The sequence below is a fragment of the Verrucomicrobiia bacterium genome, assembly GCA_019634635.1.
Classification (GTDB): Bacteria; Verrucomicrobiota; Verrucomicrobiia; order Limisphaerales; family UBA9464; genus UBA9464.
In genome coordinates this window covers 75,838-87,970 of record JAHCBB010000007.1, presented here as the reverse complement: position 1 = coordinate 87,970, position 12,133 = coordinate 75,838, and the positions used below count along the sequence as shown (strand labels likewise).

Here is a 12,133-nt window from a genome sequence, read left to right as displayed (position 1 = left end):
CGAAGCGTCAAAGCCGGATTCAGCAGTCCGCGGGATCTCGGGCCTGACGGCCCACCTCCGGATTCAGGAATGCGGGAAGGCCCGCCAGGAACGCCCCCAACTTGGTCTCCATTTTGCTGGAGGACCTTCGGCGGCATTACGAAGTTCTCGCCCGCATGAACAAGGCAGCCGTGCTCCGAAAAATCGTCGAATGTCTCACGTCGGACCTTGAGTTGTACCTGAAAGCGGCGCGGGCGGCCCACTTCGAGGCCACCCATGAGCAGAGCAAGGCGGAGAACAAGTACGACACCCGGGGCCTCGAGGCGTCCTACCTGGCGCGCGGACAGTCCCGCCAGGCCGCGGAACTGGAACTGGCCGTGCAGCAGTTCCAAAGGCTTTCCGGCAGCAGCTGGCCCGACGGCCGGCCCGCAGACATCGGCGCCCTTGTGGAACTTCGTTCCCGCCGCCAATCCCAGTGGTATTTCCTCGGTCCCGGCGCCGGCGGCACAGAGGTCGAGGAGGACGGACACGAAGTCACGGTGATCACCCCGCAGTCGCCCTTGGGCCGGCAACTCGTCGGCCACCGGACAGGTGACGCTGTGCAACCCCTGTCTGAAGGCAAGGCCGCCTGGACGATCCACGCCATCTTCTGAGAACGACGGATCGTCGCTAAATCTTTGGGATATTGAGGTGAAACTGGCTCCGTTTGGTTTCGGCGGTCCGGGGATGACGGAGGGCAAATCGGAGTGAGTGGGTGCGGGCCACGAAGTGTTCCACTTCCTCCCGGCTCCGAGGAAGCCCGCGGCGATACGCGCTGCCGCGGGCAGCCCGGGTCAGGCGACCATCTCCAGCGCCTTCCGTTCGGCCGATCTTGGCCCGGTGAGCGCGGCGATGCGTCGGTCCAACGTGGCCAGCACGCCGCCCCGGCGGATCGCCAGGCCGAGCAAATAGGCGTCGGTGACCTGCTGATGGCCCAACAGCCGTACTCCGGCAAAGGCGACCGCCTCGGCGAACGGCAGTTCATCGGGCCAAAATGCGTGATCCTTGGCGGCGGCGTTGGCGGAAAGGATTTGAGTCGCTTCGCGCGGTTGGACTGCGTCGCGCGAGAACGCGGGATTCGACACGATGCGGACGAAACCGGCCTGGGTTACCGGACACGTCGCCCAGCCCTTCCCGCGATGGCGGGTGAACCAATTCAGGGCGGCGTCATGCTGCTCATGGCTGGGCCAGAGCAGCGCGATCAGCAGATTCGTATCGAGCAGATAGCCCTTCATATGCCCTCGGCCTCGATCCGGCGCACGTCGTCCGTGGTCACCTTGGGCGAATCTGCGGGAAGCTCGAACACCACGAGGCCGCCCTTGTCCCGGGCGGGAGTGGGGGCGTTCAGCCCCCTGCGCAGCAGATCCGACACGGTCTTGCCGAGCGAAACGCCCCGCAGCTTGGCCTGGCGGGCGGCCAGTTCGGCAACATCATCATCCAACGTCAACGTCGTTCTCATTCCACAACGATGCTGTAGCAATCTTCCAATGTCCAAAACTGGTTCTTGCATCAATTGAGGAAAGCGATGTGCATCCATGAGTGAGTGCCCCGGATCCCGGGTGCGGGGTGTCGGGGCATCCAGAATATTTCGGAATGGAAGGGTACACGTTCGTCCTTGTGGACGAACACGACCCCCTCCCGGTGCGGACACCCTTGGTTCACGAGACAGGCTCATCATTGGGGCGTCTGGTTCCTGCGGTGCGGCGAAGCGGCTCTTCGGCCTCCCGGGCTTGAGAGTGCCGCCAGGAGGCTTGCGCCGTCCTTGGGTTTGGGGCTTGCAGGCGCGGGCGCGATCCCGCGTCCGACCGTGGTTTGCGGCAGCAACTCGCTGTCCCCTGCCAGGAGTCGTTTGTTTCCCCGGGCTGCGGAGGATACCCTGACGCGCAACTATGGGAGAGCGTCTTCGAGGATGGATCACTCTGGCATGGGTGGTTTCGATCGCCGCAGGCCATGGAGCGGACGTGGTCCCGGTTCCCGATCAATACTTTGGCCTGGGTGATGTGCGCCTCATCGCCGCATCCGCCGACCAGAGGTATCTGGCCAGCGGAGGCCAGGGTGGCGCCTTTCTCTGGGACCTGACGGCAGCCGCACTCACCAAGCACCTCGACGTGGGTTGGTCGGCCACGGCGCTCGCCTTTTCGCCGGATCACCGGCTCCTGGTGGTGGCCAGCCATGGAAATCTGGTTGCGTGGGACCTTGCAACGCGCGAACCGGTCCGGGAATTCACGGGACATGGTGGTGAAATCCACCGAATTCTTTTCTCTCCCGACGGACGTCAACTTCTGTCGGCCAGCTCGGACAATTCCGTGCGAATCTGGTCGGTGGAAACCGGAAGCGAGCTGCGGTCCCTCCGCACTCCCGGTTCTCCCATTACCGAAGCGGCGATCTCCCCCGACGGCCGGTTGCTGGCGACGGTGGATTCGTTCCTGACCAACAGCGTCAAGATCTGGGACGTCGAGACCGGGACCCAGCTCCGGGCCCTGCCGACGACGAACTGGCCCGCCCAGCGGTGTCTGTTCCTGCCGCAGGACGGGCTGGTCATCACTGGTGCGGATCGAAGCGTCCTGCTGTGGGATCCGGAGACCGCCGGGCTGATCCGATCCTTTCCGGGAATCACGGGCGCCACCACGCTGGTGATCACCCTATGGGCGCCGGACGAGGACACCCTGGCGGCCGCCTGCACGGACGGAGCCGTTTATCTCTGGAACATCCGGACCGCCGAGCTGCTTCACGTGGTTCCCGGTGAGCCGGTCGTGGCGACGTGTGGGATCCCCGGTCAGTTCCTCACGATTGCGGCATCGCTGGACTGCGCGCTCCGGGTCCGCCAATTGCCGGGCGGGGACACGCTGCAGACGCTCCGGGGGCACACGACATCGGTGCATTCCGGCGTCGCCTATTCGCCGGACGGCCGCTTCGTCCTGAGCGGCGGCACCGAAGGCGCGACCCGGCTCTGGGACCGGCGGACCGGGAAGCCGGTCCGCGAGTTCGTCGGGTCGCCGGGGGGAACCCTGGCGGCGGCGTTTTCGCCGGACGGCTCCCGGGTGTTGACGACGATCGGACTTCCCAGCCCCGGGGCGCGCCTCTGGAGAACGGAAACCGGGGAGCTCGAACGCGAGATCCTGTGGGCCGGGAGCTGGCCGATGGGGGCCGTCTTCTCCCCGGATGGAACGATGATCGCCACCCGTTCCCAAGGCGGGGAGATTCTCCTTTTCAATGCGGACACCGGAGCCCGCCTGCGGACCCTGCCCAGCGGGGCCTTTGGCGGCCCCATGGCCTTCGCTCCCAAGGCGTCGCTGCTGGCCGCGGCCTCCACCGAATTCGGGGCCGACCTGTTCGACCTCGAAAGCGGACGGCGCCTCCACACCCTCCCATCCGGGAACGCCGGTCCGGTAACCGCCCTCGCCTTCGCACCGGACGGCGCGACCCTGATGGTGGCTTGGAACGAGGGCCTGGTGCACTTCCACGACACCATCACCTTCCAGCGGCGTGGCGAACTCATCCCGGCAGCCGCATTCCTCGAATCCGCCATGTATTCACCCGATGGACGGCACCTGCTCACCGGTGAGGGCTGGCCGCTCTTCACCGCCACCCTCTGGGATCTCGCATCCCGCCGGCGGGTTCGCACGTTCGCCGGGCACCAGTGGGGGGTCAGCGCGCTGGCCTTCAGCGCCGACGGAACCCGCATCCTGACCGGAGCCGATCGCGTTCGCGAATGGTCCATTGCCGACATCACGGCACGCCTGGAGCTGGAGAGGTTTCCCGATCAGGTGCGCCTGAGCTGGCCCCTGGGCGAACTGCAACATGCGTCCGATCCCGGCGGTCCCTGGCGGCCGGTCCCCGACGCGACCAGTCCCGCAACACTTCCCCTGACCGGGGCCGCGGTCTTCTTCCGTGCCTGGGTGGATTCCCCGGAGTGACCGCCAATCCGACTCCGGGTGGGTTGACGCCCGAGACCCGGGATCTGGACGCGCAGCTGGGACATGTCCCGTTCCAGGAAGGTCCGTACGAGATTCAACCGTCATTGGCGGCTGACTTCATGGTCCCCGGCCAGGAATCATGGCGACGAGGCGACCTGTGGAGGGGATGCGACGGGGTTTCCCGCGTTCGGCTCGGCTCGATCTTCAGGGTCGGCACCGGCTGTCGCCGGCAACTGAGGTCCGGGGAGTGGCCGGCGGTGCCTCAGTTCAGCTTCCGCGCACGCGCGAAGCCCGCGTCGCCGTCGGCCGGGGATTCAACGGGGGCCGTGGCGCCGGTGCCGTTGACCGGTTGGCCGGCGTTGACCCATGGGCCGCCGGCAGCGACGGCCATCTCGATCTGATAGAGCTTTCCGGGGAGCGTCTGCAGCAGCCATTCCACGCCAACCGCCAGCCGGCGCGTGCCCACCCAGGCCGGCGCAAGCACGGTGTCGGTCCTGAAGCCGAGGTGCTGGATGCGCGTGTCCAGCCCCGTTGGCGTCTCGGCGTCGGCGTAGTCGCCGAGAGACGCCAGGTGGTCGGCAAACGCGCGCTGCTCGGTGCCGGGGGTGTCAAACGTGCGGCCGGCGGCCGGCTTCGTCGAAACTGACGATCAGCCGGCCGACGTACTCGAAGTTGGAGCCGGCATTGACCACAAACACCGGCTCGCCAACGGGCGAGGTGAAGGCCACCGGATACGCTTCGGCGGCGGTATGGCCGGCGCGGAGGCGGTTGCCGGGCGCGGCGAAGATGGCGTGCGAGCCGCCGGCGACGATCACGTCCACGTCCCGCAGCTGGGTCGCGAGCGTAAACTCGTTCGCGTACTGCTGGAGGTGGGCGATGAGGACGACCTTGTTGCAGCCGAGGGCGAGCAGGTGGTCCACGGCGGGCTGGACCTTGGCCGCGAGGTTGGTCTTCACAACGAGCGTGCCGGGCGAGCTGATCTGACGGAGTTCCACGGTGGTCGCACCCACGATGCCGATGATCTGGCCCTCCACGGTGATGGTGCAGGCGTGGGCCACCCGGTTGCTGCCGGCGCGCCAGTCTGCGCCGTCGGCAATAATGAGGCCCCGAGTGCTGGCGTCCGAGTTCCAGTCCAGGTTGGCGGACAGATAGGGGAACAGCGTGCCGGGGTAGCCCACCGCGGCGTCGGCGCGGAGCATGGAGGCAAACTGGGGCGTGTTGTCGTCGAACTCGTGGTTCCCGGCGGCGGCGGCTTGGAAGCCGAGGGCGTTGCAAAGGGCGATGTCACCGCGGCCCTTCACGCCGTTGTAACCGGCGGCGGGATCGGCGCTGGCGGTGAAGAAGGGGCCGGGGATGTAATTGTCGCCCGAACTGAGCGTGAGCGTGGGCAGCGTGGTCCCGGCACGGAGGCCGTTGAGCACCCGGGAGAAATTCAGCGCATCGGTGAGCGCCGGGATGCCCGCCTCGAGATCCGACGCGTGGAAGATCTGAAGCGTGAGCGGCGCGGAGGTGGCGCGCGCAACGGAAACATGGACCGGCGCGGAATCCGCGGTGCGGGCAAGGGCGTCGGTCACGCGCGCCCGCAGCGCATAGCCCCCGACGGGCGCGGGGTTGAGCGTGACCGCGAAGGGCGCGTTGGTCGCCACCGCGACCCGGGTTCCGTCGGCGAAGTACTCCACCTGCACCACGGGCGAACCATCCTCCACAGCGGCCACCGCGAGCTCCCAGACGGCCGGCGCGGTCGCGGTGACGCCGTCCGGGGGTGAGGTCACGGTGATGGACGGCTGGGCCAGGGCGGAGACGAGGCCAAGCGAGGCAAGAACGGGCAACCGGCAGAGCATTGTGGGCAACTTCATCGGCCTCCAGCGAAGGCTGCCCAGGTCACAACCAGGTGGGCCTCCGGCGAAGACGGGGTGAAAGCCCGGTGGCGGACGGGTGACCTTTGGATGGCGGTGGTTCGGCGAAAAAATTGACCCTTTCCGGCGGGGCGGGGAGGCCATCGGTTCGTCCTTTCGCTCCGCCCTGTTCGCTGCTGACCGCCACTGGGGACTTGCGGCGGCGTCTGACTTGAAAAACATTTTCTCCCATGGGCTGGCGGCATTTCGCGATCGTGACCTGGCTGGCTGCCGTGATGGCACAGGCGGCCGGGGGGTTGCCGGCGGCGCCGGAAGGCTTCTCCTGGGTCCGCCTGCGGGAGATCCGGGCAGACCTGCTTCAGCCCGCGGGGTGGAAGCTCAGCCGTGAGCGCAAGGGGACTTCGGAAACCTATCGCCTGAGCGCACCAGGGCCGGGACGCACCAACGGACCGGCGATGGACATCAACTGGGTGCCCGACGTTCCCAAGCAGGCGGGCATGGCGCCGTCCCAATACGCCGCAGGCGTGGCCGACGCCGCCGCGAAGAACCACAAACTGGTCGAGCGGGCCGACGGGAAGCCCGGGGCGATCTCACGGACCACCTTTCGCTTCGAGGACTCCGGACCGGGACGCGAGGGGTGGACGGTCTCCTATCAACTGATTGCCAACGATCGCACGGGCAGCCTCTACATCATGGCGTTTGAGGCGCCCACCCGCGAGTGGACGAATGCGTGGAAGACCGGCGCCGTGTTGATGGAGAGGGTCCGGCTGGATCCTGCGCGATGAGCGGCCGGATGCGGCGCGATCCGGCGGATGAGTTGGTTTCGACGGAACTGTGCGGGCTCCGGGGGGACCGCCCTCCCCAAATCCCGCGGCTTGTCTGCGGGTGACGGGGCCGTTTTGCTTCGCGCATGGCGTGGCGGATCCATGATTCGGTGGTTCGTGGCGAACTCGACAGCCGCACCCGCGGCGTCGTGCGCGGATCCCTCTGGCTCCACGGGGAAACGGCGCCGATTCGCCTGGAACTGGAGGGCAACCCCTGCGCCGACCTCGCGGGCTGTCATCTCCGGTTCAGGAATCCGGGACTCACGGTGCCCCTGCGGCCCGGAAGGCGACTGGCCCCGGTCCAGCGGGGCGGGGTGGGTGACATGACCGCCTCGCGAAAGGTGCGGGTCTTCGACGTGCCCATGGAGGAGGCCATGGAGCTGTTGAAATCCGGAATCACCCCGTCCGAGCACCTGGCCAATTGCCTCTACCTCGAGTGGTTCTCGACGGCGAATGGTCGCGTGGTCGTCGAGAGCGCCGAGTACGAGCTCACGCTTTCTGCACACGAATGGCACCTGAGTTCCGGGGACGAACGGGAGCGTCAGAGGACGACGGCGCGGGGCTGGGAGTCGTTTCTGCGGACCTTGACCGACGCCGTGGAGCGGGAGCATGGCAAGCTGCCGGACGGGAAGGACACCGGCTCCTGGGACGAATTCGATTGCGAGCAGTTCCTGCGCGAATCCGACGCCCGGACGGAGAAGTTGATGGCGTTGTTGGACCGGTACGAGGGGCATCCGGATGCCGAGCGCATCATCGCCCGTGAGATGGGCTGGACTGCTTTGGACGCGGGCACCGAACTCACCGGCGGCATCCAACGGATGGATCCCGCGGCCTGCGGGCACCCGGATCCGGCGACCGAGGGGGTGGACTGGGTCCGGGACGAAAACGGAACGGCGGTTCATCCGGTCTATCTGCGATGCCAGCAACTCGGACGCTCCACACGGGATGCGGTGGACCGGTCGCGACCGGAGGCCCGAAGTGCTCCGGATGTAACCGACCTGATCTGCCAATTGCACCTGACGGGGGCGCGACTCTCCGGGGCGTTGAACCCCCTGGCCTACGGACGGCACCGGTGCGGGCCTCCGTTCATCGTCGCCTGTTTGAAGCGATCCCTGCGGCACCTGGAAGCCGCCGGCGAGGCGGCCGAGCGGATGGCGGCGCGTGATGACGGATTCTTGGACGTGGTGAGGACGGTTCGGACGGAACTCGGGATTCTCCGTGGATTGGTCGTTGCTCTGGTCGAGGAGTTCCGGCTTTTCCGGGGTGGAATCACTCCGGGCGACCACCGGGGAGGGCAATGACATGGAGACGCCGGAAATCTGCCCCAACTGCGGTGCTGAAGTCCCCCCCGGTGCGGCGGCGTGTCCCGAGTGCGGTGCGGATGAATCCACCGGGTGGAACGACCGGGCGGTGGTGCAGGGCCTCGGGATCCCGGATGAGGATGACTTCGATGCCGAGGAGTTTCGTCGGGAGGAATTTGGAACCTCCGGACGGCGGGGTCCTCACCCGGCATGGGCGGGGGTTGCCGTCGTGCTCCTCGCGGTGCTGCTTTGGTGGCTCCTCCGCCGGTGAGCCCAGGAAGGCCGGGTCAGATCTGCTTCAGTTCTCCGGTACTGTCCCCGAGCTGGTGCACGGAAATCTCCATGCGATTGAGCAGGGCCAGCCACAGGTTGTTCAGCGGGGTCTCGTCGGGGTAGACCGTGTGCCGGCCGGGGTGCAGTGTGCCGCAGCCGCGTCCCGCGAGGAGGATCGGGAGGTCATCGTGATTGTGGGCGTTGCCGTCGGAGTTGCCGCTGCCGTAGGCGATCATGCAGTGGTCCAGCAGCGTCCCGTCGCCTTCCCTGACCGATTTCATCCGGTCCAGCAGATAGGCGAGCTGGGTGGCATGGAACCGGTTGATCTTTGCGATCTTCTCCTTTTTCTCGGCGTTGTTGCCGTGATGCGACAGGTCGTGGTGCCCCTCGCTGACACCGATGAACGGATACGGCTTGCCACTGCCCTCGTTGGCCAGCACGAAGGTGCATACCCGGGTGGTGTCGGTCTGGAATGCGAGCACCAGCAGGTCGGCCATCAGGCGGATGTGCTCCTCGTAGCTTCCGGGGATGCCCTCGGGGGCGGTGACGCCTTCCGGCACCGTCGGGTCCGGGAACCGGGCCGCCCGTTCAATCCGCAATTCCAGGTCGCGGACCGCCGTGAAATATTCGTCGAGTTTGCGCTGGTCTCCGCGCCCCAGCCGCCCGTTGAGATCGGCGAAATCATCCCGGACCAGGTCCAGCACGCTCTTGCGACGGGCATCGCGCCGGAGGCGTTCCTCACGGGAGCCGGAGCTGAAGAGCCGTTCGAAGACGAGCTTCGGATTGACCTCCTTGGGCAGCGGCTGTGTGGCGGACCGCCACGCCATGGTGGAGGAGTAAACGCAGCTGTAACCGGAATCGCAGTTGCCAGCCATCGAGCCCGCCTCGGTGCCGATTTCGAGGGAGGCCAACCGGGTCCGGTCCGCCAGCCGGGCGGCCGCGACCTGGTCCACCGAAATGCCGGCGCGAATGTCGGTCCCGTCGGTTTTCCTGGGCTGGGCTCCGGTCAGGAAGGCCGAGAGCGCCCGCGCGTGATCTCCGCCCCCATCGCCGTTGGCGCGCGCCTTGTCGGCCGTGAGGCCGGTCAGCACCGAGAAGTCCGAACGGTGGGGCGCCAGCGGTTGAAGGATGGCCGGGAGTTCTGCGGACAGTTCCCCCTCCGCCGAGGGCTTCCAGTCCGCCATGTTGATGCCGTTTGGGACGTACAGGAACGCCATGCGGTTGGGTGCAGCCTGGGCCGAGGGAACGGTGCCGTCGCCCCAGGCGGTCAGGGGGCCCATGGCTTCGAGCCACGGGAGGGCCAACGTGGTGCCAAGACCTCGCAGCAAGGTGCGACGGGACAGTGTGATCGGGGTGCTCATGGCGTTGTGCTTCGTTCGATAAAATGTCTGTCTTGATCCTGTGCCGTACAAGGGCTGCGCTCAGGAACCACCTGCCGGTGGCGGCGCCGGACCCGTCACCGCGCCCAGACCGCGACGGAGGCGGAACGGGTCGCTCTTCACGATGGCGATCACCAGCGCTGAAAACCGATAGTCCGATTCCGCCACTTCGGCGAGCATCTTTCGCAGAGCGCGCTCGTCGTAATACTCCAGGCCGCGGCCCAGGGCATAGGTGGTCAGTTTCTCAGCCAGATTGCGGGCAACCAGCTCCTGCTTTTCCCTCAGGATCGTTCGCAGATCGGCGGCGCCTTGGAAGGACTTCCCATCAGGCAGCGTTCCCGAGGGGTCAATGGGGCCGTCGGCATCGGCCTGCCGGAAGCGCCCGATGGCGTCGAAATTCTCAAGGGCAAAACCGAGGGCATCCATCTGGTGGTGGCAGCTGGCACACGCCGGATTGGCACGGTGCTGCTCCATCCGCTGGCGGAGCGTGCCGGCGAGCTCCTCCTGGTCGTCCAGTTCGGGAACATCCGGAGGCGGTGGTGGTGGCGGCGTGCCGAGAATCTGCTCGAGGACCCATTTCCCGCGCTTGACCGGCGATGTTCGGGTCGGATTTGAGGTGGCGGTGAGAATGCTGGCCTGGGTGAGCAGGCCACCCCGCTGACGTTCCGGAAGGTTTACCCGGACGAATTCGTCGGAGCGTCTCCGACCGCCCCGCGGTCCGCCCTCGGGAAATGCCTGGGATTCCACGCCGTAGTGCCGGGCCAGAGCGCGGTTGACGTAGGTGAAGTCCGCATCCACCAGGTCAAGGAGGCTGCGGTCCTCGCGGATGATTTCATCAAGAAACAACTCAGTTTCCCGCAGCATTGCGCGCCGGAGCCGCTCGTCGAAATCAGGGAAGAGGTTCTTGTCGGGCTGGAAGCTGGACAGGCGCTGCAACTGGAGCCATTGCAGCCCGAAGTTGCGAACGAGGGCTTCGGACTTCGGATCCCTGAGCATCCGACGCACCTGCGCCTCCAACTGGTCGCCGAGGGCATTTCTGCCTGCCAGGTCGAGGAGTTCGTCATCCGGCATGGTGCTCCACAGGAAGTAGCTCAGTCGCGATGCGAGGTGGAACGCGTCCAGCGGCTGCGGGGTCTCGGCGCGAGGCTGGTCATCCAGCTCCACCCGGAAAAGGAACTTGGGCGACACCAGCGCGGCGCGGACCAGCTCCTGCAGGCCGCCCTCGAACTGACCGTTGGCCGCTTCGCGGCCTGCATCAAATACGCGCCCGTAGCGGACCAGTTCTTCGTCCGTCGGTGTCCGGCGGAACGCGCGGGTGAGCAACCACGCCGCGGCGAGCCGCGCGCGTTCGTCCTCCGGCCGGTCCGGGGCGACCGCGGCAAGGCGCTTCATGAACGGCGTTCGTGTGTCGCCGGGGCCGATGACTTTGAACTCATTGATGTACAGCGTCTGGCCCAGGACATTGGTGTCCCGGTTTTCCCATCGGGCGCTGAACCGGTGCTCGCCTGGCGGCAGCTCCAGCTCCACCTCAAACCATTGCCATTGCTTCGGCGAGTTCGTGACCGTTGTTTCCAGGACCGGGGCGTCGTCCACCAGCAGTGCCATCCGCACCGGGGGCTCCGGCGGGGCATTGGAGGCCCCGGCGCGGACCCTGAACCGGTAGGCCCCGGCCTCCTTCAACGTATGGCGGACAAACAGCTCCGGAACGCTGTTGGTCACCGGGCGCGTGCCGTCCTCCGAACCGTACCCTCCCGGTTCCAGGAAGATGGAAAACGTGGTCCGCTCGGGGGGCTTGGGCAGCTTCAACAGGATGGCCCGCTCCACCAGCCCGTCGGCGGCGTCCAGATACCGCTCCAGATGGACCGGCGACATGGTGAGCACATCGCCGATGTTGTCGAATCCGTGGCCGATGTCGTCCGCCGGGAAGTTCTCGGCTGCATCAAAGTCCACATCGAGCAGATCCCTCACCGTGTTGTTGTACTCCGTGCGGTTGAGCCGGCGTGCGGTGACCCGTCCCGGATCGGGGGGCAGTTTCGACTCGGCGGCCGCGATGGCGTCGAGCACCGCGCGGTTGAAGTCGGCGATCTCCCCGGCGGTGGGGCGGACGGCCACGGTGGACGGCGGCATTTCACCGCTGGTCACCTGCTGGAGCACGTTCCTCCACAGCTTGAGTTCGGGAAGGATGCGCCGGTCGTCCCGGATCTGCTTGAGGTCGAGGTCCGCCTTGGTTTTCCGGCCCCCATGGCAGTCATGGCAATGCACCTCAAGGAATGGCAGGGCGACCTCCTGAAAGTCCCCGGCGGCCGTGGCGGCCGGCGGCAGCACGCCCGTCAGGGCGACCGGCAGCCATTGCCACCCTCTGGGGATGAAGTTTCGCATGCGCGCCAGAAGTCCGGACTCCATGGATCATGGATTATTCATCCGACCGTTCCGCGCAACCGAAGCGGGCCTGAATTCGGCGGTCGTCGTGATCGCACCGCGGAGGCCTGTTCGCGGAGGAGGGGACTCCGGGAGCGCGGGTTCGGGGCGCTGCTTGCACCGGGCGGCGGAGTTCCGGGATGGTTC

Annotated in this window: 11 protein-coding genes; 5 read left to right on the top strand and 6 right to left on the bottom strand. The window is 66.9% G+C overall.

Annotation, left to right across the window (positions count from 1 at the left end):
• The first annotated feature begins 155 nt into the window (after positions 1-155).
• The gene (locus KF791_06705) at positions 156-632 is read left to right on the top strand and encodes a transcription elongation factor GreAB (protein ID MBX3732269.1); all 477 of its coding nucleotides are present in this window, start codon (positions 156-158) and stop codon (positions 630-632) included.
• A gap of 180 nt (positions 633-812) precedes the next feature.
• Here KF791_06705 and KF791_06700 read toward each other — a convergent pair whose 3' ends face one another.
• Together KF791_06700 and KF791_06695 are read right to left on the bottom strand one after the other, a co-directional pair.
• On the bottom strand, positions 813-1,253 hold the full coding sequence (locus tag KF791_06700; GenBank protein MBX3732268.1) for a PIN domain-containing protein: 441 nt from the start codon (positions 1,251-1,253) through the stop codon (positions 813-815).
• The gene (locus tag KF791_06695) at positions 1,250-1,477 is read right to left on the bottom strand and encodes an antitoxin (protein ID MBX3732267.1); all 228 of its coding nucleotides are present in this window, start codon (positions 1,475-1,477) and stop codon (positions 1,250-1,252) included. Before KF791_06695 ends, KF791_06700 begins: the two co-directional genes overlap by 4 nt.
• 430 nt (positions 1,478-1,907) lie before the next feature.
• Between KF791_06695 and KF791_06690 the strand changes: the two genes are divergently transcribed.
• Positions 1,908-3,935, top strand: coding sequence for a WD40 repeat domain-containing protein (locus KF791_06690; protein ID MBX3732266.1), 2,028 nt, complete (start codon positions 1,908-1,910; stop codon positions 3,933-3,935).
• A 262-nt stretch (positions 3,936-4,197) separates the two neighbouring features.
• On the opposite strand, the gene KF791_06685 is transcribed toward KF791_06690, so the two are convergent.
• Both KF791_06685 and KF791_06680 read right to left on the bottom strand, forming a co-directional pair.
• Positions 4,198-4,419, bottom strand: a complete 222-nt coding sequence (locus KF791_06685; protein ID MBX3732265.1) for a hypothetical protein — start codon at positions 4,417-4,419, stop codon at positions 4,198-4,200.
• Between the two features lie 124 nt (positions 4,420-4,543).
• Positions 4,544-5,791: a hypothetical protein gene (locus KF791_06680; protein ID MBX3732264.1), complete on the bottom strand. Its 1,248-nt coding sequence runs from the start codon at positions 5,789-5,791 to the stop codon at positions 4,544-4,546.
• 230 nt (positions 5,792-6,021) lie between these two features.
• Here KF791_06680 and KF791_06675 point away from each other — a divergent pair, with 230 nt between their 5' ends.
• The 3 genes from KF791_06675 to KF791_06665 all read left to right on the top strand — a co-directional run bounded on the left by KF791_06675 (position 6,022) and on the right by KF791_06665 (position 8,187).
• Entirely contained in the window at positions 6,022-6,576 is a 555-nt protein-coding gene (locus KF791_06675) for a hypothetical protein (protein ID MBX3732263.1), read from the top strand.
• 125 nt (positions 6,577-6,701) lie between these two features.
• The gene (locus tag KF791_06670; protein ID MBX3732262.1) at positions 6,702-7,916 is read left to right on the top strand and encodes a hypothetical protein; all 1,215 of its coding nucleotides are present in this window, start codon (positions 6,702-6,704) and stop codon (positions 7,914-7,916) included.
• Between the two features lies 1 nt (position 7,917).
• The gene (locus KF791_06665) at positions 7,918-8,187 is read left to right on the top strand and encodes a zinc-ribbon domain-containing protein (protein ID MBX3732261.1); all 270 of its coding nucleotides are present in this window, start codon (positions 7,918-7,920) and stop codon (positions 8,185-8,187) included.
• A gap of 16 nt (positions 8,188-8,203) precedes the next feature.
• On the opposite strand, the gene KF791_06660 is transcribed toward KF791_06665, so the two are convergent.
• Positions 8,204-9,550, bottom strand: a complete 1,347-nt coding sequence (locus tag KF791_06660; protein MBX3732260.1) for a DUF1552 domain-containing protein — start codon at positions 9,548-9,550, stop codon at positions 8,204-8,206.
• Positions 9,551-9,610: 60 nt separating this feature from the next.
• Positions 9,611-11,971 (bottom strand): DUF1592 domain-containing protein, encoded by a 2,361-nt coding sequence (locus KF791_06655; protein MBX3732259.1) that lies wholly within the window; start codon positions 11,969-11,971, stop codon positions 9,611-9,613.
• Positions 11,972-12,133: the final 162 nt, after the last annotated feature.